Origin of the sequence: Thalassobaculum sp., from assembly GCF_040219615.1 — a bacterium.
Lineage (GTDB): Bacteria > Pseudomonadota > Alphaproteobacteria > Thalassobaculales > Thalassobaculaceae > Thalassobaculum_A.
In genome coordinates, this window is record NZ_JAVJSE010000041.1 from 272694 (window position 1) to 298433 (window position 25740).

Annotated in this window: 24 protein-coding genes; 3 read left to right on the top strand and 21 right to left on the bottom strand. The window is 69.8% G+C overall.

The features are described from left to right. Window positions 1-2: 2 nt before the first annotated feature. From RIC31_RS24220 to ccsA, 14 genes are all read right to left on the bottom strand, one after another. Window positions 3-839 carry an inositol monophosphatase family protein gene (locus RIC31_RS24220; RefSeq protein ID WP_350114249.1) on the bottom strand — a complete coding sequence of 279 codons (837 nt, stop codon included), beginning with the start codon at window positions 837-839 and terminating at the stop codon, window positions 3-5. A gap of 97 nt (window positions 840-936) precedes the next feature. After that, on the bottom strand, window positions 937-2595 hold the full coding sequence (groL, locus tag RIC31_RS24225) for a chaperonin GroEL (RefSeq protein WP_350114252.1): 1659 nt from the start codon (window positions 2593-2595) through the stop codon (window positions 937-939). 51 nt (window positions 2596-2646) lie between these two features. After that, entirely contained in the window at window positions 2647-2934 is a 288-nt protein-coding gene (locus tag RIC31_RS24230; RefSeq protein WP_350114255.1) for a co-chaperone GroES, read from the bottom strand. Between the two features lie 158 nt (window positions 2935-3092). Then, the gene (gene hflX / locus RIC31_RS24235) at window positions 3093-4403 is read right to left on the bottom strand and encodes a GTPase HflX (RefSeq protein ID WP_350114258.1); all 1311 of its coding nucleotides are present in this window, start codon (window positions 4401-4403) and stop codon (window positions 3093-3095) included. Between the two features lie 10 nt (window positions 4404-4413). After that, window positions 4414-4662, bottom strand: coding sequence for an RNA chaperone Hfq (gene hfq, locus RIC31_RS24240; RefSeq protein ID WP_350114261.1), 249 nt, complete (start codon window positions 4660-4662; stop codon window positions 4414-4416). Between the two features lie 122 nt (window positions 4663-4784). Further along, a complete protein-coding gene (locus RIC31_RS24245) occupies window positions 4785-5438 on the bottom strand; it encodes an HAD family hydrolase (protein WP_350114264.1) in 654 nt (217 codons plus the stop codon). After that, a complete protein-coding gene (locus RIC31_RS24250) occupies window positions 5435-6298 on the bottom strand; it encodes a D-amino-acid transaminase (protein ID WP_350114267.1) in 864 nt (287 codons plus the stop codon). The genes RIC31_RS24245 and RIC31_RS24250 overlap by 4 nt, the downstream gene beginning before the upstream one ends. A gap of 54 nt (window positions 6299-6352) precedes the next feature. Continuing rightward, window positions 6353-7729: a Trk system potassium transporter TrkA gene (gene trkA, locus RIC31_RS24255; RefSeq protein WP_350114269.1), complete on the bottom strand. Its 1377-nt coding sequence runs from the start codon at window positions 7727-7729 to the stop codon at window positions 6353-6355. Window positions 7730-7738: 9 nt separating this feature from the next. Further along, window positions 7739-9136: a nitrogen assimilation response regulator NtrX gene (gene ntrX / locus RIC31_RS24260; protein WP_350114272.1), complete on the bottom strand. Its 1398-nt coding sequence runs from the start codon at window positions 9134-9136 to the stop codon at window positions 7739-7741. Next, a complete protein-coding gene (locus tag RIC31_RS24265; RefSeq protein WP_350114275.1) occupies window positions 9126-11447 on the bottom strand; it encodes a sensor histidine kinase NtrY-like in 2322 nt (773 codons plus the stop codon). Before RIC31_RS24265 ends, ntrX begins: the two co-directional genes overlap by 11 nt. A gap of 51 nt (window positions 11448-11498) precedes the next feature. Beyond that, complete coding sequence (gene ntrC / locus RIC31_RS24270; protein WP_350114278.1) at window positions 11499-12971, bottom strand: nitrogen regulation protein NR(I); 1473 nt, start codon at window positions 12969-12971, stop codon at window positions 11499-11501. Beyond that, entirely contained in the window at window positions 12968-14131 is a 1164-nt protein-coding gene (locus RIC31_RS24275; RefSeq protein ID WP_350114281.1) for a two-component system sensor histidine kinase NtrB, read from the bottom strand. Before RIC31_RS24275 ends, ntrC begins: the two co-directional genes overlap by 4 nt. Beyond that, window positions 14128-15114, bottom strand: a complete 987-nt coding sequence (gene dusB / locus RIC31_RS24280) for a tRNA dihydrouridine synthase DusB (RefSeq protein ID WP_350114284.1) — start codon at window positions 15112-15114, stop codon at window positions 14128-14130. Before dusB ends, RIC31_RS24275 begins: the two co-directional genes overlap by 4 nt. Before the next feature lie 126 nt (window positions 15115-15240). Then, window positions 15241-16035: a cytochrome c biogenesis protein CcsA gene (ccsA, locus tag RIC31_RS24285; RefSeq protein WP_350114287.1), complete on the bottom strand. Its 795-nt coding sequence runs from the start codon at window positions 16033-16035 to the stop codon at window positions 15241-15243. Window positions 16036-16131: 96 nt separating this feature from the next. Here ccsA and RIC31_RS24290 point away from each other — a divergent pair, with 96 nt between their 5' ends. The 3 genes from RIC31_RS24290 (at window position 16132) to RIC31_RS24300 (ending at window position 18365) form a co-directional block, all read left to right on the top strand. Beyond that, window positions 16132-17301, top strand: a complete 1170-nt coding sequence (locus tag RIC31_RS24290; RefSeq protein ID WP_350114290.1) for a bifunctional 2-C-methyl-D-erythritol 4-phosphate cytidylyltransferase/2-C-methyl-D-erythritol 2,4-cyclodiphosphate synthase — start codon at window positions 16132-16134, stop codon at window positions 17299-17301. A 4-nt stretch (window positions 17302-17305) separates the two neighbouring features. Next, window positions 17306-17791 carry a phosphatidylglycerophosphatase A family protein gene (locus tag RIC31_RS24295; protein WP_350114293.1) on the top strand — a complete coding sequence of 162 codons (486 nt, stop codon included), beginning with the start codon at window positions 17306-17308 and terminating at the stop codon, window positions 17789-17791. Between the two features lie 61 nt (window positions 17792-17852). After that, a complete protein-coding gene (locus tag RIC31_RS24300) occupies window positions 17853-18365 on the top strand; it encodes a CinA family protein (RefSeq protein WP_350114296.1) in 513 nt (170 codons plus the stop codon). On the opposite strand, the gene RIC31_RS24305 is transcribed toward RIC31_RS24300, so the two are convergent. The 7 genes from RIC31_RS24305 to RIC31_RS24335 form a co-directional block, all read right to left on the bottom strand. Beyond that, a complete protein-coding gene (locus tag RIC31_RS24305) occupies window positions 18347-18796 on the bottom strand; it encodes a type II toxin-antitoxin system RatA family toxin (RefSeq protein ID WP_350114299.1) in 450 nt (149 codons plus the stop codon). The genes RIC31_RS24300 and RIC31_RS24305 overlap by 19 nt on opposite strands. A gap of 20 nt (window positions 18797-18816) precedes the next feature. Then, window positions 18817-19848 (bottom strand): lipoyl synthase, encoded by a 1032-nt coding sequence (gene lipA / locus RIC31_RS24310; protein WP_350114302.1) that lies wholly within the window; start codon window positions 19846-19848, stop codon window positions 18817-18819. Window positions 19849-19882: 34 nt separating this feature from the next. Beyond that, on the bottom strand, window positions 19883-21295 hold the full coding sequence (gene lpdA, locus RIC31_RS24315; RefSeq protein ID WP_350114305.1) for a dihydrolipoyl dehydrogenase: 1413 nt from the start codon (window positions 21293-21295) through the stop codon (window positions 19883-19885). A 17-nt stretch (window positions 21296-21312) separates the two neighbouring features. Continuing rightward, on the bottom strand, window positions 21313-22626 hold the full coding sequence (locus RIC31_RS24320; protein WP_350114308.1) for a pyruvate dehydrogenase complex dihydrolipoamide acetyltransferase: 1314 nt from the start codon (window positions 22624-22626) through the stop codon (window positions 21313-21315). A 15-nt stretch (window positions 22627-22641) separates the two neighbouring features. Beyond that, the gene (locus tag RIC31_RS24325; protein ID WP_350114311.1) at window positions 22642-24075 is read right to left on the bottom strand and encodes a pyruvate dehydrogenase complex E1 component subunit beta; all 1434 of its coding nucleotides are present in this window, start codon (window positions 24073-24075) and stop codon (window positions 22642-22644) included. 46 nt (window positions 24076-24121) lie between these two features. Next, the gene (pdhA, locus tag RIC31_RS24330) at window positions 24122-25186 is read right to left on the bottom strand and encodes a pyruvate dehydrogenase (acetyl-transferring) E1 component subunit alpha (protein ID WP_350114314.1); all 1065 of its coding nucleotides are present in this window, start codon (window positions 25184-25186) and stop codon (window positions 24122-24124) included. A 161-nt stretch (window positions 25187-25347) separates the two neighbouring features. Beyond that, window positions 25348-25701 carry an FtsB family cell division protein gene (locus tag RIC31_RS24335; protein ID WP_350114317.1) on the bottom strand — a complete coding sequence of 118 codons (354 nt, stop codon included), beginning with the start codon at window positions 25699-25701 and terminating at the stop codon, window positions 25348-25350. Window positions 25702-25740: the final 39 nt, after the last annotated feature.

Here is a 25740-nt window from a genome sequence, read left to right on the forward strand (position 1 = left end):
GCCTACCCGATCGGCGCGAACACGCTGTCGCGCAGCGCGTGCCAGGAATCCTCGTCAGGCGCCACCAGCAGGCCGCCGGCCAGTTCGCTCGGGCGGTAGGCGCGGCCGTCCAGGCGGCGGGCGTAGCCGCCGGCCTCGGCGTGGATCAGCAGGCCGGGCGCGTGGTCCCAGGGCATGTTCTTCCAGTAGAAGGCGAAGTGCCACTCGGCGGTCGCCAGCATGCGGTAGTCGTAGGCCGCGCAGCCGCGCCGGTGGTGGCGCTTGGGAAGCACTTCGTCTGCGCGGGCGCGCACCGCCTTGCGGATGTCCTCGTCGGGGATGAAGCGGAAGTTCAGCGTGCCTTCCATGACGTCCAGGCCGGCCGGTGCCGCGACCCGCAGCCGGGTCCGGGTGCCGTCGCGCCCGACCATCTCGGCGCCGCCGCCGTGCTCGGCCAGCAGGACGCGGCCGGTGACCGGCTCGTAGATCGCCGCCGCCACCATGGCGTCGCGGTCGACCAGCGCCACCATGACGCCGAAGCGGTCGCTGCCCTCGGCGAAGTTCTTGGTGCCGTCGATCGGGTCGACGATCCACACCGGGCGGTGCTCGGTCAGCCGGTCCAGCAGAGACCGGTCGTGCTCCACCGATTCCTCGCCGATCACGATCGAGCCCGCCAGCAGCGCCGGCAGTCGCGCCACCAGCTGCCGCTCGGCGGCCTCGTCGGCCACTGTCACCAGGTCGTTCGGCCCGGTCTTCTCGCGGATGTCGCCGGAGGCTAGGTTGCGCCAGCGCGGCAGGATCTCCTGCTCCGCGACCTCGGCGAGCACCCGGGCCACGCGGTCGAGATCGACGGTCGTCATGGGAGGCTCCGGTTCCGGAAACGGCGAAGGGCCGCGGCGTTGCCGCGGCCCTTCCCTATCACGGCCCGTCGCGGGCCGGAAGCCAGTGCGGCCGGGATCAGAAATCCATCCCGCCCATGCCGCCCATTCCACCCATGCCGCCCATGTCGGGCATGCCGCCACCGGCGCCCTTCGGCTCCGGCTTCTCGGCGACCATGGCCTCGGTGGTGATCAGCAGGCCGGCGATCGAGGACGCATCCTGCAGAGCCGTGCGCACGACCTTGGTCGGGTCGATGACGCCGGCCTTGATCAGGTCCTCGAACGTGTTGGTCTGGGCGTTGTAGCCGAAGCTGCTCGACTTCTGCTCGAGCAGCTTGCCGACCACGATCGAGCCGTCGGCGCCGGCGTTGATGGCGATCTGGCGGGCCGGAACCTGGATCGCGCGGCGCACGATCTCGATGCCGGTACGCTGGTCGTCGTTCGCCGGCTTGACCTTCTCCAGCGCCTTGATGGCGTAGAGCAGGGCCGTGCCGCCGCCCGGGACGATGCCTTCCTCGACCGCGGCGCGGGTCGCGTGCATCGCGTCGTCGACGCGATCCTTGCGCTCCTTCACCTCGACCTCGGTGGCGCCGCCGACCCGGATCACCGCGACGCCGCCGGACAGCTTCGCCAGACGCTCCTGGAGCTTCTCGCGATCGTAGTCGGACGTGGTCTCCTCGACCTGCGCGCGGATCTGCGAGCAGCGGGCCTCGATGTCCTTCTTCTTGCCGGCGCCGTCGACGACCGTGGTCTCGTCCTTGGTGATGCCGACCTTCTTGGCCTTGCCCAGCATGTCGAGGGTGACGGTCTCGAGCTGGATGCCGAGATCCTCGGAGACGACGGTGCCGCCGGTCAGGATCGCGATGTCCTCGAGCATCGCCTTGCGGCGGTCGCCGAAGCCCGGGGCCTTGACGGCCGCGACCTTCAGGCCGCCGCGCAGCTTGTTCACGACCAGGGTCGCCAGGGCCTCGCCCTCGACGTCCTCGGCGATGATCAGCAGCGGCTGCTGGCCGCGCGCCACCTGCTCCAGCAGCGGCAGCATGGCCTGCAGGCTGGACAGCTTCTTCTCGTGGATGAGAATCAGCGGGTTCTCGAGGTCGCAGGTCATCTTGTCGGCATTGGTCACGAAGTACGGCGACAGGTAGCCGCGGTCGAACTGCATGCCCTCGACGACGTCGAGCTCGGTGTGCAGCGACTTGGCTTCCTCGACGGTGATCACACCCTCGCGGCCGACCTTCTCCATCGCCTCGGCGATCATGTCGCCGACATCCTTGTCGCCGTTCGCCGAGATGGTGCCGACCTGGGCGATCTCGCCGGAGGTCTTGATCTTCTTGGTCCGGCTCTGAACGTCGGCGACCACGGCCGCGACGGCCATGTCGATGCCGCGCTTCAGGTCCATCGGGTTCATGCCGGCAGCGACGGCGCGCACGCCCTCGCGGACGATGGCCTGGGCCAGCACGGTCGCGGTCGTGGTGCCGTCACCGGCCACGTCGGAGGTCTTGGAGGCGACCTCCTTGACCATCTGTGCGCCCATGTTCTCGAACCGGTCGGACAGCTCGATGTCCTTGGCGACGGTCACGCCGTCCTTGGTGATGCGCGGCGCGCCGAACGACTTCTGCAGGACCACGTTGCGGCCCTTGGGACCGAGCGTGACCTTGACGGCGTCGGCCAGGATGTCCACTCCGCGCAGCATGCGATTGCGCGCGTCGACGTCGAACTTAACGTCCTTGGCTGCCATGTCTTCCTCCGTTTCGTGTATCGCGGGTCGTGTATCGCGGGTTCCGTCGGCTCAGCCGACGATGCCCATGATGTCGCTCTCGCGCATGATCATGACGGTCTTGCCGTCGAGCTTGACCTCGGTGCCGGACCACTTGCCGTACAGCACGGTGTCGCCGGCCTTGACGTCGAGCTTGTGCACCTTGCCGGCCTCGTCGCGGCTGCCGGGTCCGACCGCGACGACCTTGCCCTGCGACGGCTTTTCCTTGGCGGTGTCCGGGATGATGATCCCGCCGGCGGTCTTGGTGTCGGATTCGATCGGCTCGACCACGACCCGATCGTGCAGCGGACGGAATTTCATGGGATGCCTCCGTTGGATTGACCCCCGGCGCATCGGCGCGGGGGTCGGTGGTGCCTTTGGCACTCACCGTTGTTGAGTGCCAAAGGGTATAGGAGGCCCCCCGGCCGGGTGTCAACCGCAGTATTCTGCCGATTCTCGTTTTGGCTGTCGGGACCGGCTCAGGACGCCGGCCGCCGGATCGATCCGGAGAAGCGTTTCTCGAAACGGGCGGCGTCGGCCTCGCTCAGTCGGACGGTGACCGACGTGGTCCCGTCGGCGTCATCGCTGCGCTCCACCACCTCGCCATGGGCGTAGAGCCAGGCGAAGGCGGCGCCGTCGGCGCCGTCGAGGACGAAGCCGCACAGCCGGTCGTCGACCCCCAGCAGCCGGGCGATCGCCGCGGTCAGCCGGTCGATGCCCTCGCCGCTGACGGCCGAGACCGCCACCACCGGCTCGTTGCCGGCCTGCGTCCGCTCCCGCAGGGCGATGCGCTGGTCCTCGGGCAGCCGGTCGATCTTGTTGAGCACCTCAAGCATCCGGCCCGGCCGCGTCGTCTCGTCGATGCCCAGGTCGGCCAGAACGGCCAGCACGTCGACCTTCTGGGCGGCGCTGTCCGGGTGGGCGATGTCGCGGACATGGACCACCACGTCGGCCTCGGTCACCTCTTCCAGGGTGGCCCGGAACGCCGCCACCAGATGGGTCGGCAGCTCGCTGATGAAGCCGACGGTGTCGGACAGGATGATGGTGCGCCCGCCCGGCAGCCCGATCCGGCGCATGGTGGGGTCGAGGGTGGCGAACAGCAGGTCCTCGGCCATTACCGTGGCGCCGGACAGCCGGTTGAACAGCGTCGACTTGCCGGCGTTGGTGTAGCCGACCAGCGCCACCACCGGATACGGCACCCGCTTGCGGGCGCCCCGGTGCAGCTCGCGGGTGCGCTTCACCTCCTCCAGCTCGCGCCGGATCCGGATGATGCGGTCGCCGATCAGCCGGCGGTCGATTTCCAGCTGGCTCTCGCCCGGGCCGCCCATGAATCCGGTGCCGCCGCGCTGGCGCTCCAGGTGGGTCCATGACCGCACCAGCCGGGAGCGCTGGAAGGTCAGCGACGCCAGGTCGACCTGCAGGCGGCCCTCGTGGGTCCGGGCCCGGGCGCCGAAGATCTCCAGGATCAGCTGGGTACGGTCGAGCACCTTGGCCTTGAGGGCCCGCTCCAGGTTGCGCTGCTGCACCGGGGTCAGCGGCCGGTCGACCACCACCACCTCGATCTCCAGCGTCTCGACCAGCTGTGCCAGCCGCTCGATCTGGCCGCTGCCGAGCAGCGAGCCCGGCCGCGGCCTGGCAACGGTGACGACCTCGGAATGCACGGTGATCAGGTCGATCGCCGATGTCAGCCCGACGGCCTCCTCGAGCCGTGCCTCGGGATCTCTGACGCCCTCCCCGGTCTCGTCTTCGGTCTTCAGCCGGGGGTGGACGACCAGGGCGCGCGTGCCCATGCGGGCCTCGTCAGCCGTCCGCCTCTTCCTTGGCGTCGAACAACTGGACCGGATGCTGCGGCATGATGGTCGACACCGCGTGCTTGTACACCAGCTGCGAATGCGCATCGCGGCGCAGCAGCAGGCAGAAATTGTCGAACCAGGTGACGATGCCCTGAAGCTTCACGCCGTTCACCAGGAACACGGTTACCGGAGTCTTGTCCTTGCGGATCTTGTTCAGAAACACGTCCTGAACGCTTTGGCTCTTCTCTGCGGCCATCTTGCATTCCTTATCGTTAGAGCCTGAGGCTCACCGGCCGGTACCGCAAGAGGCGGCCCTCGCCTGATTTATCTCGCACCTGCGAGATGCAAGCTAAACATATAACGCAGCGGAGCGCTCGCTCAATCGTCTAGCTGCTGCAAAAGCGCCAGGCATCCGGGAAGATGCACGGCCGGCGGATGCAGGCTCACATCCTCCGGGGGCGGGTTCTCCGGGTGCAGCAGCACCGCGGTGCACCCTGCGGCGTGCGCGCAGGCCAGGTCGACCGCCGAGTCGCCGACGAACCAGACGTCCGCTCCGGCGGCGATCCCGGTGCCCTCCAGGGCCATGTGGACCGGATCCGCCGCCGGCTTGTCGCGCGGCGCGTCGGTCGCGCCGACGATCCGGTGGAAGTACCGGTCCCAGCCGAGATGTGCGGCTTCGCGACGCAGGTAACCGCCGCTCTTGTTGCTGACCACCGCCGTCGGGACCGCCAGCGCCCGCAGCCGCTCCAGGATCTCCGGGGAGCCCTCCAGAATCCGCAGGGTCTCCAGGTGCACGGCCTCGAAGCCGTCGTAGAACAGGCGGGTGGCCTCGTCGGCGCGGTCGCCGAACAGCGCCGGAAAGGTGTCGCGCAGCGACTTCTTGGCGCGCGCCCTCACCTCGACCTCGGTCCATGGCACATGGCCCATGGTCACGAAGGTCAGCTCGAGCGCGCGGGTGATGGCGCCCCAGTTGTCGACGAGGGTGGAGTCCCAGTCGAACAGCACCGCGCGCGGGCGCGGCAGCACGATCACGACGTGCGCCCCTCGCCCGCGGCGTAGGCCAGATAGGCCTGGCGCAGGCCGAGGCCGACGGAGCCGGCCTTGCCGTTCCCGATCACCGCCTCGTCGATCTGGGTGACCGGAGTCACGAAGGAGGTCGCCGAGGAGATGAACGCCTCGCGGGCCTGCTTGGCCTCGTCGACGGTGAAGCCGCGCTCCACGAACTTCAGCTTCTCGCGCTCGGCCAGCTTCAGCAGGGTCAGCCGGGTGATTCCGTTCAGGATCGCCGCGTTGGCGTTGCGGGTCACCAGCTCGCCGTCCTTGGTGACGATCCAGGCGTTGGTCGATGTGCCCTCGGTCACCAGGCCGTCGTCGTCGACCTGCCAGGCCTCGTAGGCGCCGGCCTCCTTGGCCTGCTGCTTGCCGAGCACGTTCGGCAACAGGGCGACGGTCTTGATGTCGCAGCGCTCCCAGCGGATGTCCCGGATCGAGATCACCTTCACGCCGTTCTCGACGGCGGCGGCGGCCGGCAGCGCGATGCGCTTGGCGGTCATCACCAGCGAAGGCTGGGCCTGCTTCGGGAACGGATGGTCGCGGCGCGCCACCCCGCGGGTGACCTGCATGTAGATCAGCCCGGTCCGGATCCGGTTGCGGCGCAGCAGTTCGCGCATGACCGAGCGCAGCGCCGGCCGGCTCATCGGTTCGACGATCCGCAGCTCGCGCAGGGAGCGGTCCAGGCGGTCGAGATGCGGGATCTCGTCGACCATCGCGCCGTCGAAGATCAGCACGACCTCGTAGACGCCATCGGCGAACTGATAGCCGCGGTCCTCGACGTGGACGGCGGCGTCCGCGTGCGGCACGTAGCGGCCGTTGACATAGGCGATGCGCGACATGCTGGGGATCTCCGGACGGGAGGCGAACGGACCTTCCTTACAACGCCCGGCGGTTCAGAAAAAGTCCAGTCGGACGGCGAACATCTTCTCGACCTTCTTCACCGCCTCGTAGGTCGCGAACACCACCACCCGGTCCTTGGTGGCGATCACGGTCTCGCCGCGCGGCACGATGACCTCGCCGTCGCGCACGATGGCGCCGATGATGACCCCGGCCGGCAGTCTCGCGTCCTTCAGCGGCCGGCCGACCAGCGGCGAGGTCTCCAGCGCCTCGGCCTCGATCACCTCGCCGAAGTCCTCTCGGACCGAGTAGACGCTGCGGATCCGGCCGCGGCGGACGTGCTGCAGGATCGACGACACCGTGATCGCCCGCGGGTTGACCACCGCGTCGATGCCGAGCTGGGTGATCAGCGGCGCATAGGTCAGGGTGTTGATCAGCGTCACCGTGCGGGCGCAGCCGGAGCGCTTGGCCAGCAGCGAGCTCAGGATGTTGACCTCGTCGTCGTTGGAGACCGCCACGAAGGTCTCGGTCCGAGCGATGTTGGCCTCGTCCAGGATCTCCGGATCGAGCACGTCGCCGTTCAGGACCATGGTGCGGTTCAGGGCCTGGGCGACGAACCTGGCCCGGTCGCGCGAGTACTCGATGACCTTGACGTCCACGCCCGGGTGGTCGCGCTCGATCTCCTGGGCCAGGGTCAGGCCGATATTGCCGCCGCCGGCGATCACCACGCTGCGCGCCTCCGCCTCCTCGTGGCCGAAGCTGGCCAGCGCCCGCGACAGATGCGCGCTGCTGCACACGAAATACACCTCGTCGCCCGGCAGCATCTGGTCCTCGGGCTTGGGGACGATGGCGCGCTCGTTGCGCAGGATGCCGACGATCACGATCGCCAGGTCGGTGAACAGGCTGGTGAGCTGGCGCAGCGGCGTGTTGACGATCGGCGTGCTCTCGACGCAACGCACGCCGACCACCCGGACCTTGCCGTCGGCCATCGGCACCACGTCGAGCGCGCCCGGCACCTGCAGTCGCCGGCCGATGGCGCGCGCCACCTCGCGCTCGGGCGAAATGATCACGTCGATCGGCATGTGCTCGCGGCTGAACAGGTCGGCCCAGATCGGCAGCAGGTAGTTCTGGTTGCGGACCCGCGCGATCTTGGTGGGTACGTTGAACAGCGAGTGGCCGACCTGGCAGGCCACCATGTTGACCTCGTCGGAGTAGGTCACCGCGATCAGCATGTCGGCGTCGCGCGCGCCGGCCTGCTCGAGGATCCCCGGATGCGAGGCGAAGCCGTTGATGGCGCGCACGTCCAGGGTGTCGCTGATCTTCTGGATCAGCGTCGGCTCCTGGTCGATCACCGTCACATCGTTGTTCTCGCCGGCCAGATGCCGGGCGATGCTGGTGCCGACCTGGCCGGCGCCGCAGATGATGACTTTCATGGGTCGTCCTCAGCTGGCGGGGCGGACCAGCTTGTCCCCCTGGAATACCCCGAGCGACTTCAGCTTGCGGTGCAAAGCGGAGCGTTCCATCCCGATGAACGCCGCTGTGCGCGAGATGTTCCCGCCGAACCGGTTGACCTGCGAGATCAGGTATTCGCGCTCGAAGGTCTCGCGTGCCTCGCGCAGCGCCATGCCCATGATCTCGCCGCCCTTCTCCCACTTCAGGGTGGCCGGGGTGGCGGAGCCGATCTCCGGCGGCAGCTGGTCGGCGCGGATCGCCTCGCGCGGGTCGCCCGACGCCATGATCAGGATCCAGTCGATCACGTTGCGCAGCTGCCGCACGTTGCCCGGCCAGTCATAGGCCTGCAGCGCGGCCACCGCGTCCTCGCCGAGCCCGCGCACCGCCATGCCGCCGTTCTCGGCGGTCTGGCGCACGAAATGGCGGGCCAGCATCGGCACGTCCTCGCGGCGCTCGCGCAGCGGCGGCACGCGGATCGGCACCACGTTCAGGCGGTAGAACAGGTCCTCGCGGAACCGCCCCGCCCCCATCTCCTGCTGCAGGTCGCGGTTGGTGGCCGCGATCACCCGGACGTCGACCTCGACCTCGGTGTCGCCGCCGATCCGCCGGAACGCCTGTTCCTGCAGGACCCGCAGGATCTTGCCCTGGGTCTCGATCGGCATGTCGGCGACTTCGTCGAGCAGCAGCGTGCCCTTGTGCGCCAGTTCCAGCGTGCCCACGGTGCGCGGTTCGCGGCCGCCCGGCTCGGTCCCGAACAGTTCCGACTCCAGCCGTTCCGGCGTAAGCGTGGCGCAGTTCAGCACCACGAAGGGCCCGCTGACCCGGCGCGACCGCTCGTGGATGCGGCGGGCCACGACTTCCTTGCCGGCTCCGGCCGGCCCGGTGATCAGGACCCGGCTGCCGGTCGGCGCCACCTTCTCGATCGCGCCGCGCACCGCGTTGATGCCGGTCGAGATCCCGATCAGGTCGGTCGAGGATCCGGCACGCCGCCGCAGTTCGGTGTTCTCGCGCCGCAGCCGGGTGGATTCCACGGCCCGCTCGATCATGAACAGCAGGCGGTCTGCCTTGAACGGCTTCTCGATGAAGTCGTAGGCGCCCTTCTTGATGGCGGTGACGGCGGTCTCGATCGTGCCGTGGCCGGAAATCATGATCACCGGCAGGTCGGGATGATCGCGGCGGATCTCGTCGAGGATCCCGATCCCGTCCAGGTGACTGTTCTGCAGCCAGATGTCGAGGATGACCAGGGACGGCATGCGCCGGCGGATCGCGTCCAGCGCCTCGCGGGCGTTGGCGGCGGCGCGGGAATCGTAACCCTCGTCCTCGAGGATCCCCGCGATCAGCATCCGGATATCGGCCTCGTCGTCGACGATCAGAATATCATTCGCCATGAGACACAGACGCCGGGTCGGTTGCGGACGGCGTCGGCGCTTCGACCTCGAAGATGAGGCTGACCGTGGCACCGCCGCCGGGACGATCACGTAGCTCGACCGAGCCGCCGTGATCTTCCATGATTTTCTTAACAATGGCCAGTCCGAGCCCGGTGCCCTTGTCGCGGGTGGTGACGTAGGGTTCGGTCAGGCGGTCGCGGTCGGCCTCGGGCAGGCCGCGGCCGTTGTCGGAAACCGTCACGCAAAGCCGCGGCCCCTGGCGCTCTACCATCACTTCGACGAGGCCGTGCCAGTCGTCGTCGGCCGGGTCGCCGCCGTCCTGCCGACGGCTCTCGATCGCCTCGACGGCGTTCTGCAGCAGGTTGGTCAGGGCCTGGCGGAGCTGTCGCGAATCGCCGGTGACCAGGATCGGGTCGATCGGCAGCGCCACCTCGAAGTCGACGTCGGTCCGGCCGGCGCGCTGCAGGTCGACCGCCCCGGATACCAGGTCTCCGATCGACTCCTGCCGCATCACCGGCGTCGGCATCCGGGCGAACGCCGAGAACTCGTCGACCATCCGGCCGATGTCGCCGACCTGCCGGACGATGGTGTCGGTCATGCGCTCGAAGGTCTCGGGATCGCTGCTGATCTGCCCCAGATACTTGCGCTTGAGGCGCTCGGCCGAGAGCTGGATCGGGGTCAGCGGGTTCTTGATCTCGTGGGCGATCCGGCGGGCGATGTCGGCCCAGGCCGCCTTGCGCTGCGCCGACAGCAGTTCGGTGACGTCGTCGAAGGTGACCACGAACCCCGCCACCTCGCCGTCGTCCGTCTCGGCGCCGATCCGGGCCAGGAAGGTCTTGCGCTGGTCGTCGGCGCCCTGGACCGCGACCTGGTCCTCGGACTCCCGCCACGGCCGCCGCCGGGCCTCCGCGATCAGCGGGCCGAACTCCGGGACCAGGTCCTGCAGCGGCTGGCCGATGGCCTCATCCAGATCGAGCCCCAGCAGGCGCCCCGCCGAGCGGTTCGGCAGGTTGACGTTGCCGGCCGGATCGAGACCGATCACCCCCGCCGACACCCCGCCGAGCACCGCCTCGGTGAAGCGCCGGCGGTCGTCGAGCTGCTGGTTGGCGTCGATCAGGTCGGACCGCTGGGATTCCAGCTGCGCGGTCATGCGGTTGAAGGCCCGGCTGAGGGTCGCCAGTTCGTCGACCGCGTCGCCCGGCGAGACCCGGGTGGTCAGGTCGCCGGCCCGCACCCGCTCGGCCACGCTGATCAGGGCACTGATCGGACGCGCCAGCCGGTCCGCCAGCAGCAGCCCGACCCAGCTTGCCGCGAGCAGCAGCAGCAGCGCGACCAGCGCGAAAACGATCGCGAAGGTCAGCTGGAAGTCGAACCGCTTGCCCTCCAGCACCTGGTACTGGGAGACCGCCTCCTGGGTGCGCTCGACATGGGCCAGCAGCGCCGGGTCGACGAAACGGCCGACATAGAGGAAGGCGTCGACGAACTGGTTCAGCGCGACCAGCGCGCGGATCCGGTCGTCGTTCTCACTGGTCAGGATCACCACCTCGCCTTCCCGCGCCTGCGCCATGGCGCGCTCCGGCAGCGGCTCGAAGTCGAACGAGAACGACAGGCTGGAGCGTGCCAGCGCCCGCCCGGAGCCGTCGAACACCACCGCTTCGGTCAGGTTGCGCACGGCCGCCTGGGCCGACATCACCTGGTCGAACCGGCGCGTGTCGGACAGCAGGAACGGAGCGTCGCGGTTCAGGTCGTTGGCCATGGCCAGGGCGTCGCCGCGGATGGTCTGGCGGTGCTCCTCGAGATACGCCTCGGCGACCGCCGTCGAGCTCTTCACCGCGGTAGCCACGCGCTCGCTGAACCAGCCGCGCAGCCCGAAATCGAAGAACACCGCCGAGAAGATCGACACGATCAGGGTCGGGGTGATGGCGACCGCCGCGAACATCACGGCGAGCCGGACATGCAGGCGAGAGCCGGCCTGACCGCGCCGCCGCTCCACCCAGATCCGCGCAAGCTGGCGGGTGATCAACGCGCCGAGCGCCAGCAGGAAGGCGATGTTCAGGTAGATCGCCGCCAGCACCATGTCCGGCTCGGGCCCGAGCGGGCCGGAGCCGGTGAGGATGATCGCGGTGCCGACACCCGAGGCGATCGCCAGCAGCGCCAGGGTCAGGGCCAGCCGACGCTCCAGGTCGTGCCGGCGGGCCCAGCGCAGGAAGCCGTTGATCCAAGGCGTCCCGGCCGGGACCGTCGACGGCGGGTCCGGCGGTCGGTCGTCCGGCTTTCCGGCGGTCGGTCGGGGTGCGGCGGCGTCGGTCATCGTGTCCGGGTTTTATGCTCGGCCGTTGGTTTCGGCCAGCCTGGCGACGCGTCAGGGCTCCGAACGTACGCCACGCACGACCGGGATGTCCAACTCGCGGATCTTCTTGCGCAGGGTGTTGCGGTTGAGCCCGAGCAGTTCGGCCGCCTTGATCTGGTTGCCGCGCGTCGCGTTCAGACACAGTGTCACCAGCGGCCGCTCGACCTCGCGCAGGATGCGATCGTACAGCCCGGCGGCCGGCAGACCGTCGTGGTGGGCGCCGAAATACGCCACCAGGTGACGCTCGACGGCGCCCGACAGGCTGTCCGGCCCGGTCTCGCCCTCGGTTGCCTCGGGTTCCGCGGCATCGGCCAGTTCGGACTCGATCACGTCCTCGCCGATGGTCTCCTCGGCATACAGCGCCGACAGCCGGCGGCACAGGTTCTCGAGCTCGCGCACGTTGCCCGGCCAGGCATAGCGCTGCAGCCGCTGCATCGCCGGCTTGTCCAGGTGCTTGATCGGCAGCCCTTCCTGCGGCATCTGCGCGAAGAAGTGGCGCGCCAGGTCCGGCACGTCCTCGATCCGCTCGCGCAGCGCCGGCAGCCGGATCGGCACCACGTTCAGGCGGTAGAACAGGTCCTCGCGGAACAGCCCCTGGCGGATCAGCTGGCGCAGGTCGCGGTGGGTCGCGGCGACGATCCGGACGTCGGCGCGGATCGGCGTGCGGCCGCCGACGGTGGTGTACTCGCCCTCCTGCAGGACCCGCAGCAGGCGGGTCTGTGCCTCCAGCGGCATGTCGCCGATCTCGTCCAGGAACAGGGTGCCGCCCTGGGCCTGCTCGAACCGGCCGGTCGCCCGCATGGTGGCGCCGGTGAAGGCGCCCTTCTCGTGGCCGAACAGCTCGGACTCGATCAGTTCGCGCGGGATCGCCGCCATGTTGATGGCGACGAACGGGCCGTTGCGGCGCTTGCCGTAGTCGTGCAGCGCCCGGGCCACCAGTTCCTTGCCGGTTCCCGACTCACCGGTGATCATCACCGTCAGGTCGGTGCCCATCAGGCGGGCCAGCACCCGGTAGATGTCCTGCATGGCCGGGGACCGGCCGATCAGCGGCAGCGCCTCCTCGGCGACCGGGGGCGGCGGCGTCCCCTCGGTCACCGTGGCGGGCGCCGCGGTCGGGCTCGACAGGGCCTTGCGGACGGTGGCCACCAGTTCGTTCAGGTCGAACGGCTTCGGCAGGTAGTCGAAGGCGCCGCGCTCGCTGGCCTTGACCGCGGTGAGCAGCGTGTTCTGCGCGCTCATCACGATCACCCGCAGGTCGGGCCGGGCCCGGCGGATGCGCGGCAGCATGTCGAGGCCGTTCTCGTCCGGCATCACCACGTCGGTGATGACCAGGTCGCCCTCGCCGTCCTCGACCCACTGCCACAGGCCGGCGGCGGTGCCGGTGCTCTTGACCTCGTGTCCCAGGCGGGTAAGTGCCTGGCTGAGCACGGTGCGGATCGCGCGGTCGTCGTCGGCGATCAGGATCGAGGCCCGCGCGTCGCTCACAGCGCGCCCTCCATCTCGGCGGCGCCGCGGCGGCGCACGCGCCGTGGCTTGGGCTCTTCGGTGATCGGGAAGGTCAGGCGGAAGATCGTGCGGCGCGCCGCCGAGTCGACCTCGATGACCCCGCCGTGGTCGGCCACCGTCTTCGCGACGAAAGCCAAGCCGAGGCCGGTGCCGTTGATCTTGGTGGTGACGAACGGCTCGAACAGGTTGGCGCGCAGCTCCTCGGGAATGCCGGGGCCGTTGTCCTGGACCGTGACCTGCAGGGGCAGGTGCAGCCGCTCCAGCGAGCCCGCGACCGCGACCCGCATGCCGTGCCGGTAGCTGGTGGTCAGGGTGATCTCGCCGGCCTCCTTCGGGACCGCCTCGCAGGCGTTCTTGATGAGGTTCAGGAAGATCTGCACCAGCAGGTCGTGGTTGCCGAGGACCGGGGGCAGCGACGGGTCGTAGCGCTCCACGAAGGTCACGTGCCGCCCGAAGCCGTTCTGGGCGACCCGCCGGCAGCGCTCCAACACCTCGTGGATGTTGACCGGGCCGCGCTGGATCGGTCGTTCGTCCGAGAACACCTCCATGCGGTCAACCAGCGCGCAGATCCGGTCGGTCTCGTCGCAGATCAGGCGGGTCAGGGTCGCGTCCTCGGGCCCGACCGACTGTTCCAGGAGCTGGGCCGCGCCGCGGATTCCGGACAGCGGGTTCTTGACCTCGTGGGCCAGCATGGCGGCCATGGCGGTCACCGAGCGGGCGGCGCCGCGATAGCTGAGCTGGCGGTGCATCTTGAAGGCGATGGTGCGTTCCTGCAGGCACAGCGCCACGCAGTCCGGCGACTCCGGGATCGGCGAGATCTGCAGGTTGACCGTGCGCTGGCCCAGCCGCGGCGATTCGATCACCAGGTCGTAGTCGGACAGGCTGGCCTGGGTGTCGCGCGCCTGCTCGATCATCCCGATCAGCGGGCTGTCCTCCGGAATCCACTCCGACAGCGGTCGGCCGGCGGCGTAGGCGGCGCTGGCGCCGATCAGGTCCTCGCCGGCCATGTTCAGCGACACGATCACGTTGTCGCCGTCCACCACCACGACCGCGGACGGCAGGGCGTTGAGCACGGCACTTCCGTCGATCGCCGGGGCGCCGCGCCGCTTTCGCGCTGCCTTGGCTGCTGCTCCGATCACGCCGCTCTCCGCTCGATCAGGGGGTCGAAATACCGGTCGATGGCCGCGAACACCCGCTGCGGCTCGACCGTGTTGTTGACGGCCTGGCGGAACCCGGCCGAGTCCGGCAGGCCCTGGCTGTACCAGCCGACATGCTTGCGGGCGTTGCGCAGCCCGGCGTTGACGCCGTAGTGCGACAGCATCCCCTCGAGATGCTCCACCAGGATGGTCTTCAGCTCGGCTACCGACGGCGCCTCGCCTTCGCCGCGCCCGGCCAGCCGGTCGGCCACCTGCCGCAGTACCCAGGGCCGGCCGCAGGCGCCGCGCCCGATCATCACGCCGTCGGCGCCGGACTGTTCCAGGCAGGCGACGGCCTCGTCCGGCGTGGTGATGTCGCCGTTGGCGACGACCGGGATCCGGACGGCGTCCTTGACCTGCCGGATGAATGCCCAGTCGGCCCGGCCGTTGTACATCTGGCAGCGCGTGCGGCCGTGCACCGTGAGCATCCGGATGCCGGCGTCCTCGGCGATCCGGGCCAGCCGGGGGGCGTTGCGGTCGCTCTCGTCCCAGCCGGTGCGCATCTTCAGGGTCACCGGCACCGGCACCGCCTTCACCACCGCCGCGACGATGCGCCCGGCCAGGTCCTCGTCGCGCATCAGCGCCGAGCCGGCCAGCCGGTTGACCACCTTCTTCACCGGGCAGCCCATATTGATGTCGACGATCGCGGCGCCGCCGTCGACCGCCAGGCGGGCGGCCTCGGCCATCACCGCCGGGTCCCAGCCTGCGAGCTGGACCACCGCCGGCGCGTCGTCGGCGTCGATCTCGGCCTTGCGGAGTTCCTCGCGGACCTCGCGCAGCATGGCGTCGCTGGCGATCATCTCGGACACCACCAGCCCGGCGCCGTAGCGTCGGACGATGCGTCGGAACGGCCGGTCAGACACGCCGGACATCGGCGCGAGCACCACGGGGTCCTGAAGGGCGATGGGCCCGATTTCTATGCTCATAATTTAGGCAGGCCAATTCAGTGATGAATTCTTGAGCATTGTTAGCGACGGCGCGCGGAATCGCAAGCACGCCGTTCCGCGACCGTCGTCGGTATCGGGCGAACCGCCGGTGTGCGCGGGGAAGCGCTACTCGAGAAGCAGGGCCTGCACGGCCTTCACGCCGGGATAGGCCAGGGTCAGCAGCAGATAGACCACCAGGACCGCACGGGCGGCCCGCCGGCCGCGCAGGCCGGAACGGGCGTGCAGGAGCAGCACGGCCGCTACCACCAGGAAGGAGGCGAGCGACAGGACGGTCTTGTGGTCGAGCACCAGCAGGCGGCCGGTCTCGTCCAGTTCCAGCACCATGCCGGAGGCGATCCCGAAGCCGAGCACCACCAGCGCCAGCAGCAGCATCTGGAACTGCAGCCGGTCGGCGTCGGCCGCCGCCGGCAGGGAGGCGCGCCAGCCCGCCTCCCGCTTGGCCTTGAGGGCACTCTCCTTGAGCACCACCGCCAGGCCGGCGACCGCCGCCACGGTCGCCAGCGCGTAGGTCGCCAGCGACACCAGGATATGGAGGATGACCCAGCCTTCCGGCAGGGTCCCGACGACGCCGGCCGGCTCGGGGTCGTCGGTCACCGTTGCCAGGAATGCCAGGATCATCAGATACGGCCCCAGCAACGCCGCCAGCCGGCCGGCCCAGGGCCGAACCAGTACCACCGCGGCGAACACCATGACGGTGGCGGCGACGCTGATCCACAGCGCCACCCCGAGGCTGGGGTCCCAGTGCCCGGCGAGCCGGGCGACGCTCCAGCCGACCGCGCCGACCGCGGCGACCGCAAGTGCCAGCCAGAGCCGGGGTCCGGCACCGGGTACCGGCCGTACCGCCAGCAGCGCTGCCGGCACCAGGGCGGCGAGCGCCGAGAGGTTCAGGGCGAGAGACATGGACGGATGCCTACACTAAGATCGCGCCCCGCTCCAGGGCCGGCGACGACGCATGCCCCTTGCCCGCCCACGACCGGCCGAGAGGACCATCCGCGCGTGAAGACCATCGCCCTGATCGTGGCCGCCGGACGCGGCGAGCGGGCCGGCGGCGGACCGCCGAAGCAGTATCGCCGGCTGGCCGGGATGCCGGTGCTGCGCCGCAGCCTGATGCCGTTCCTGACGCATCCGCGGGTCGCCGGGGTCCGGGTGGTGATCGCCGACGGCCACCGCGACGACTATGTCCGGGCGACCGGCGGCCTGGACCTGATGCCGCCCGTGACCGGCGGCGCCGAGCGCCAGGAATCGGTGCGCCTCGGCCTGGAGTCGCTGGCGGCGGAGAACCCGGACGCGGTGCTGATCCACGACGCCGCGCGGCCGTTCGTGCCGGGCGCGATGATCGACCGGGTGCTCGACGCCCTGACCGCCGCGCCGGGCGCCCTGCCCGTCCTGCCGGTGGTCGACACCCTCAAGCGCGGGGCCGGCGGCATGGTCGGCGAGACCGTGCCGCGGGACGGCCTGTGGCGGGCGCAGACCCCGCAGGGCTTCCGCTACCCCGAGATCCTGGCGGCGCACCGGGTCGCCGCCGGCGGCCCGCCGGCGACCGACGACGCGGCCCTGGCCGAGCGGGCCGGGCTGGCGGTCGCATTGGTCGAGGGCGCCGAGGATGCTGCCAAGCTGACCACCGCCGACGACCTCGCCCGCGCCGAGGCCCGGCTGGCGGCGGTCCTGGAGACCCGGGTCGGCACCGGCTTCGACGTGCACCGGATCGGCCCGGGCGACGCCATGATGCTGGGCGGTGTGGCGATTCCCCATGACGGCGCCCTGGTCGGGCACTCCGACGCCGACGTGGCGCTGCACGCCCTGACCGACGCGATCCTGGGCGCCCTGGCCGACGGCGACATCGGGGCGCATTTCCCGCCCAGCGACCCGCAATGGCGCGGGGCGGCCTCCGACCGGTTCCTGGCCGACGCCGTGCGCCGGGTCCGGGAGCGCGGCGGGCGGATCCGCCATCTCGACCTGACGCTGATATGCGAGCGGCCGAAGATCGGCCCGCACCGCGACGCCATCCGGGCGCGCATCGCCGAGATCTGCGGCGTGGCGGTCGACCGGGTGTCGGTCAAGGCGACGACCACCGAGCGGCTCGGCTTCACCGGCCGGCAGGAGGGCGTGGCGGCGCAGGCGGCGGCCACCCTCGCACTGCCCGCCGACGACCCGGGCGCGGAGTAGCCGGGTGCCGGTCCCGCGCCCGTCCCTCGCCGATCCACGGATCCTCGCCGCCACGGCGCTCGGCACCGGCTACCTGCCGGCTGCGCCGGGCACCTGGGCGTCGCTGCTGGCGGCCGTCGCAGCCTGGCCGATCGCGGCCGCCGGCGGCTGGCCGCTGCTGCTGGCCGCCGCCGCGGCGGTCTCCATGCTCGGAATCCCGGCGATCGCGGCCTACCACCGGGCCTCCGGCCGGATCGACCCGGGCGAGGTGACCATCGACGAGGTCGCCGGGCAGTGGCTGGCGCTGGCCGCCTGCCCGCTCGATCCACTGTGGTGGCTGGCCGGGTTCGTCGCGTTCCGGGTGTTCGACATCGTCAAGCCGCCGCCGGTGCGCTGGGCCGATCGCCGCTTCAAGACCGCCGTCGGCGTCATGCTCGACGACGTGCTGGCCGGGCTCTACGCTGTCGCCGTCCTGCTGGCTGCCCGCTGGGCGCTCGCGCCTTCCATATGACCCTGCCGGTGTGACCCTGCCCCTGTGACCCTGCCCGTATGACCCCCTGCCGGAGACGGCCATGCTGCCCGAGACCCTGATCGACGCCGCCACGGCCCTGCTCTACGCCTGCCGCGAGGCCGGCATGACCATCGCCACGGCCGAGTCGTGCACCGGCGGGCTGGTGGCGAGCTGCCTGACCGAGGTGCCGGGCTCCTCAGACGTCTTCGAGCGCGGTTTCGTCACCTACTCGAACGACGCCAAGGCCGAACTGCTGGGCGTGCCGATGCAGATGATCACCCGGCACGGCGCGGTCTCCGAGGAGGTCGCCAAGGCGATGGCGATCGGCGCGCTGGCCCGCTCGCGGGCGCTGATGACGATCTCGATCACCGGGGTCGCGGGCCCCGGCGGCGGCACCGCGGCCAAGCCGGTCGGGCTGGTGCATTTCGCGTCGGCCATGACCGGCGGCAACACCGTCCACGAGCGTCACGAGTTCGAGGGCAACCGCACCGACATCCGGCGCGAGGCGGTGCGCACCGCGCTCCGCATCCTGGCCGACCGGATCCCCCGCCAGGCCTACGGCGCCGGCGGCTGACCGCCGTACAGTTGGTCGGCGCGGGTCTCGAAGGCCTGCACCATGCGGCGGACCGCCTCGTTGAAGAACAGCCCGATCACGCTCTGCAGCATGCGGTTGCGGAACTCGAAGTCGACGTAGAAGTCGATCAGGCAGCCGTCCGGGTGCGGCTCGAAGACCCAGTGGTTGTTCAGGTAGCGGAACGGGCCCTCGGAATAGCTCACATCGATGCGCAGCCTGTCGGGCTGCGGGTCGACCCGCGAGGTGAAGCGCTCGCGGATCATCTTGTAGCCGATCACCAGGTCGGCGAACACCACCCGGCCATCGCGCCGCTTGATGCGGGCGCCGATGCACCACGGCAGGAACTCCGGGTAGCGCTCGATGTCGGCGACCAGGTGGAACAGCTGCTCGGGGGTGTGCGGGACCACCCGCTTCTCGGCGTGGGTCGGCATCCTGCTTCGCGCCGGCCCGGTTACCCGGCGGCCGGTGCGGCCACGGCATCGGCCTCGCTGACGGTCTCGCCGCGCAGCCGCCGGTCGCGGGCATCGCGCAGCCGCCGGAAGTCGTCGCCCGCGAAATAGGACGACCGGGTCAGCGGCGACGACGACACCATCAGGAATCCCTTGGCGTAGGCGAAGCGGGCGTAGGCGTCGAACTCGTCGGGCTCGACGAAGCGGTCGACCACATGGTGCTTCGGGGTCGGCTGCAGGTACTGGCCGATGGTCATGAAGTCGACCTCGGCCGACCGCAGGTCGTCCATCAGCTGCAGGACCTCCTCGCGGCCCTCGCCCAGCCCGACCATGATGCCGGACTTGGTGAACATCGACGGATCGAGCTCCTTGACCTGCTGCAGCAGGCGCAGCGACGCGAAGTAGCGCGCCCCCGGCCGCACCTCGCCGTACAGCCGCGGCACGGTCTCCAGGTTGTGGTTGAACACGTCCGGCTTGGCGCCGACCACCATCGCCAGCGCGTCCTTCTTGCGCAGGAAGTCCGGGGTGAGAACTTCGATGGTCGTGCCCGGGGAAGCCTTGCGGATGCGCAGGATGGTCTCGGCGAAATGTCCCGCACCGCCGTCGGCCAAGTCGTCGCGGTCGACCGAGGTGACGACCACGTGGCTGAGGCCGAGCTTGGCGACCGACTGGGCGACGTTCTCCGGTTCGTGCGGGTCCAGCAGGTCGGGCCTGCCGGTGGCGACGTTACAGAACGAGCAGGCGCGGGTGCACACCGAGCCCAGGATCATCATGGTGGCGTGCTTCTTCGACCAGCACTCGCCGATGTTCGGGCAGGCCGCCTCCTCGCACACGGTGTGGAGGTTGTGCTCGCGCATGATCCGGCGGGTCTCGTGGTAGGTCGCCGAGGTCGGCGCCTTGACCCGGATCCAGGCCGGCTTGCGCTTCTGCACCGGGTTGTCCGGGCGGTGCGCCTTCTCGGGATGGCGCACGCGCCCCGTCGTGACATCCGCCACGGTTTCCGGCGGCGTCGCCTCGCGGGTCGCCTCGGTCATCGTCATTCCTCTCGCAGTCGCGAAATCGACCAGCTCAGAAGTGGATGGCCCGGCCATACGCGTCAAGCACCGACTCGTGCATCATCTCCGACAGGGTCGGGTGCGGGAACACCGCGTGCATCAGCTCGGCCTCGGTGGTCTCCAGCGTCATCGCGACACCGTAGCCCTGGATCAGTTCGGTGACCTCGGCGCCGATCATGTGGGCGCCCAGCAGCTCGCCGGTCTTCCTGTCGAACACCGTCTTGACCATGCCTTCGGGCTCGCCGAGCGCGATCGCCTTGCCGTTGCCGACGAACGGGAAGCGGCCGACCCGGACCTCGTAGCCGGCGGCCTTCGCCTTCGCCTCGCTGAGGCCGACGCTGGCGATCTGCGGCCGGCAGTAGGTGCAGCCCGGGATCTTGCGGACGTCGAGCGGGTGCAGGCCCTTCACGCCGGCGATCCGCTCGACGCAGATCACGCCCTCGTGGCTGGCCTTGTGGGCCAGCCAGGGCGGCCCGGCGATGTCGCCGATGGCGTAGACGCCCGGCTCGCCGGTCTCCATCCACTCGTTGATCACCACATGGGTCTTCTCGACCTTCACCTTGGTGCCCTCGAGGCCGAGGTCCTCGACGTTGCCGACGATGCCGACCGCCAGGATGACCTTGTCGACCTCGATGGTCTCGGTCTTGCCGCCGGCCTCGACCGTCGCCTTCGCGCCCTTGCCGGTCTTCTCCAGCTTGCCGATCTTGACCCCGGTCCTGATCGTCATGCCCTGCTTGGCGAACTGCTTCTGGGCGAAGGCCGAGATCTCCTCGTCCTCGGCCGGCAGGATGCGGTCCACGACCTCCAGCACGGTGACCTTGCAGCCCATGTCGTGGTGGAAGCTCGCGAACTCCATGCCGATGGCGCCGGAGCCGATGACCAGCAGGCTCTTCGGCATGCTCTCCGGAACCATCGCCTCCTTGTAGGTGACGATGGTCTTGCCGTCGGGCTCCATGCCCGGCAGCGTGCGCGCCCGCGCCCCGGTCGCCAGGATGACATGCTTGGCCGTGTAGGTTCCGACCGGCTTGCCGTCCTTGGTGACGTCCAGCTTGCGCAGCCCGCCCTGGGTGCCGGCCAGCTTGCCGTGGCCGTCGATCACCGTGACCTTGTTCTTCTTCAGCAGGTGGGCGACGCCGCCCGAGAGCTGCTTGGCGACCTTGCGCGAACGGTCGACCACTTTCTTAAGATCGTAGGATATGTCCTTGGCGGAAAACCCATAAGCGTCGAGGTGATGCAGGATATGCGAGACCTCGGACGAGCGCAGCAGCGCCTTGGTCGGGATGCAGCCCCAGTTCAGGCAGATGCCGCCCAGGTGCTCGCGCTCGACCACCGCGGCCTTCAGGCCGAGCTGGGCCGCCCGGATCGCCGCGACGTAGCCGCCCGGGCCGCCGCCGACGACGATGACGTCGAATTGGGTGTCGGCCATCGGGTGTCTCCTCGAGGTCAGAGCAGCATGGTGAGCGGGTCTTCGACCAGCTTCTTGAAGGCGGCCAGGAACTGCGCGCCGATGGCGCCGTCGACCACCCGGTGGTCGACCGACAGGGTGCAGCTCATCACCGTGGCGATCGCCAGCGCGCCGTCCTTGACCACCGGCCGCTGCTCGCCGGCGCCGACCGCCAGGATGGCGCCCTGCGGCGGGTTGATGACGGCCGCGAAGTCCTTGATCCCGAACATGCCGAGGTTGGAGATCGAGAAGGTGCCGCCCTGGAACTCCTCGGGCTTCAGCTTGCGGTCGCGGGCCCGGGTTGCGAGGTCCTTCATCTCAGCCGAGATCTGCTTCAGGCCCTTGGAGCCGGCGTCCCTGATCACCGGGGTGATCAGGCCGTCGTCGATCGCCACCGCCACCGAGATGTCGACCTGCTTGTAGATGCGGATCGCCTTCTCGGTCCACGAGGCGTTGGCCGCCGGCACCTGCTTGAGCGCCAGGGCCGCGGCCCGGATCACCAGGTCGTTGACCGACAGCTTGACGCCGTCGCCGGCCTTGTCGTTGAGCTGCTTGCGCACCTTCAGCAGGGCGTCGATCTCGCAGTCGACGGTCAGGTAGAAATGCGGCGCGAACTGCTTCGACTCGGTCAGGCGCTTGGCGATCACCTTGCGCATGCCGGAGTTCGGGATCTCCTCGTAGTCCGGCATGCCCGGCACGTCCGCCGAGGGCGCCGCCCCGAGGGCCGGAGCCGCGGCTTGCGCCGGGGCGGCCGCGGCCGGAGCCGCAGTGGCCTTCGGCGCGCCGCCGGCCAGCGCGGCCTCGATGTCGGCCTTGACGATGCGGCCCTGCGGGCCGGAGCCCTTCAGCGATCCGAGATCCAGCCCGGCCTGCTCGGCCATGCGCTTGGCCAGCGGGCTGGCGAACACCCGGCCGCCGGACGACGGCTGCGGCGCCGGCGCAGCGGCGGCAGCCGGTGCCGCGGCCGGCTTCGGGGCCTCCGCCTTCGGAGCCTCCGCATTCGCGGCTTCAGGCGCCGGCTTCGGCGCCGGAGCACCGCCGCCGTCGGCGGGAATGTCGCTCTCGGACTCGCCCTCCTCCAGCAGCCAGGCGATCACGGCGTTGACCGCCACGCCCTCGCTGCCCTCGGACACGACGATCCTGCCGATCTTGCCCTCGTCGACCGCCTCGACCTCCATGGTGGCCTTGTCGGTCTCGATCTCGGCGATCACGTCGCCGGCGCTGACGGTGTCGCCTACCTTCACGTGCCACTTGGCCAGGTTGCCCTCGCTCATGGTGGGCGACAGCGCCGGCATCAGAATGGAAATCGGCATGGTCCCGTGTCCCCCTTACGAGCGGTAGCAGACCGCCTTGGCGGCCTGGACGATGTTCTCGGGCTGCGGCAGGGCCAGTTTCTCGAGGTTGGCGGCGTACGGCATCGGCACGTCGGCACCGGCGACCCGGGCGACCGGAGCGTCCAGGTGGTCGAAGGCGTGCTCCATCATCAGCGCCGCGATCTCCGAGCCGATGCCGGAGAATGCCCAGCCCTCCTCGCAGGTCACCAGGCGGTTGGTCTTCTTGACCGACTTCACGATGGTCTCGACGTCGAGCGGGCGGATGGTCCGCAGGTCGATGACCTCGGCCTCGATGCCCTCCGCGGCCAGCTTCTCGGCGGCTTCGAGCGCCTTGCCGACCATGATCGAGAACGCCGTGATGGTGACGTCCTTGCCCTGGCGCACGATCTTGGCCTTGCCGATCGGCAGCACGAAGTCCGGGTCCGTCGGCACATCGAAGGACTGGCCGTACAGGACCTCGTTCTCCAGGAAGATCACCGGGTTCGGGTCGCGGATCGCGGCCTTCAGCAGGCCCTTGGCGTCGGCCGCCGACCACGGCGAGACCACCTTCAGCCCCGGGCAGTGCGCGTACCAGCTGGCGTAGCACTGGGAATGCTGGGCGGCGACCCGCGAGGCGGCGCCGTTCGGGCCGCGGAACACGATCGGGCAGCCCATCTGGCCGCCCGACATGTACAGGGTCTTGGCGGCCGAGTTGAGGATCTGGTCGATCGCCTGCATGGCGAAGTTGAAGGTCATGAACTCGACGACCGGCTTCAGCTTGCCGAACGCCGCGCCGACCGCCATGCCCGCGAAGCCGTGCTCGGTGATCGGGGTGTCGATCACCCGCTTGGCGCCGAACTCGGCCAGCAGCCCCTGGGTGACCTTGTAGGCGCCCTGGTACTCGGCGACCTCCTCGCCCATCACGAAGACCTCGGGCGTGGCCCGCATCTCCTCGGCCATGGCGTCGCGCAGAGCCTCGCGCACGGTCTGGCGCTGGGTCTCCTTGAAGAACCTGTCCTCGTCGATGTCGGGCACCGGCACCGCGATCGAGGTATGCGCCGGCGCGCCGGGCAGCGACGGCGCCTCGGGGGCGCCTTCCGGGCCGACCCCGCCGCTCACTTCCTGGCGGGGCTTTTCCTCGGCGGCCGGCGCCGGTGCGGCGGCAGCCGGTGCGCCGCCGTCGGCGGGAATGTCGCCCTCGGACTCACCCTCGTCCAGCAGCCAGGCGATCACGGCGTTGACCGCCACGCCCTCGGTGCCCTCGGCCAGGACGATCCTGCCGATCTTGCCCTCGTCGACCGCCTCGACCTCCATGGTGGCCTTGTCGGTCTCGATCTCGGCGATCACGTCGCCGGCGCTGACGGTGTCGCCTTCCTTGACGTGCCACTTGGCGAGGTTGCCCTCGGTCATCGTCGGCGACAGCGCCGGCATCAGGATGGGTGTCGGCATGCGTTTTCCCCTCGTGCGGGCGCCGCTGTCCGCGGCGGCTCCGGCGTCAGGCCTCTACGAGAATGTCGGTCCAGAGCTCGGACACGTCCGGCTCGGGGCTCTGCTGAGCGAAATCCGCGGCGTCGGTCACCAGGTCCTTCACCTCGCGGTCGACCTTCTTCAAGGTCTCCTCGTCGACCTTCCGCTCCAGCAGGACGCGGCGCAGGGTGTCGATCGGGTCGTGCTCCTGGCGCATCTTGTTGACCTCCTCCTTGCTCCGGTACTTGGCCGGATCGGACATGGAGTGGCCGCGGTAGCGGTAGGTCTTCATCTCGAGGATGTACGGGCCCTTGCCGGCCCGGCAGTAGGCGACCGCCTTGTCGCCGGCGGCCCGGACCTTGGTCACGTCCATGCCGTCGACTTCCTCGCCGGGAATGCCGTAGGCGTGGCCGCGCTCGGCGAGCGACGGTCCGGCGGCGGCCCGGGTCACCGAGGTGCCCATGCCGTACTTGTTGTTCTCGATGATGAAGATGACCGGCAGCTTCCAGAGCGCCGCCATGTTGAAGCTCTCGTACACCTGGCCCTGGTTGACCGCGCCGTCGCCGAGATAGGTCAGCGACACCCGGTCGGTTTCGCGGAACCGGTGATTGAAGGCGAGACCGGTGCCGATCGGCACCTGGGCGCCGACGATGCCGTGGCCGCCGAAGAAGTTCTTCTCGCGGCTGAACATGTGCATCGAGCCGCCCTTGCCCTTCGAGTAGCCCCCGATGCGGCCGGTCAGCTCGGCCATCACGCCGCGCGCCTCCATGCCGCAGGCCAGCATGTGGCCGTGGTCGCGGTACGACGTGACGACGGTGTCGCCCTCGCCGATCGCGGCCTGCATGCCGACCACCACGGCCTCCTGTCCGATGTACAGGTGGCAGAAGCCGCCGATAAGCCCCATGCCGTATAGCTGCCCGGCCTTCTCCTCGAAGCGCCGAATGGTCAGCATGTCCTTGTAGTAGCCGATCAACTGCTCGATCGACGGTTCGGACGATTTGGCTGCCTTGGTGGAGCGTGTCGAGCGCGACGTCGCGGCCCTGGCGGGGCCGGACCGGCTCGTCGTCGACTTCCTGGTCGCCGCACGTGCCATGAAATCCCCCTGCGCGTCCTCTGCGGGCGGCACGGGCTGCGATGCCGCACCGACCCGGACACAATTAGGGGAAGACACTCATGAATGCAAGAGCGCTAAGGGCTTGTGCTGCAATGCAAAAATCGGAATTAACTTAATTTTAGTTAATGACCTGATATCGCTTAGCGAACCACAGCCAATCCGGCCAGCTGGGTGGTCGGAACCACCGTCCTGCCGACGATTACGCTGTCGGCGGGAACATAACCAAGCACCAAACGCGCACGTTCTTCCAGCAGATCGGCGTCGAGGCTGTCGGGCCGCAGCATGGCGACGCGCTGGTCCATCGCGGCCTGCTCGCCGGCCAGCCGGTCGCGCACCGCACGGGCCTCCGAGATCTCGCCGTCCAGCCGCTGCCAGGCCCGGATCCCCCGGTCTCCCTCGACGGCGTGATAGGCGAAATAGGCCACCAGAAGCGAGCCCACCAGCGGTCCGACGACGTGCCGGGCACGACGCTTCAGTTCGAAAACCAGGGCCATGGCGTCCTCCGTATCGGCGACACCGGAATTGAATCATGC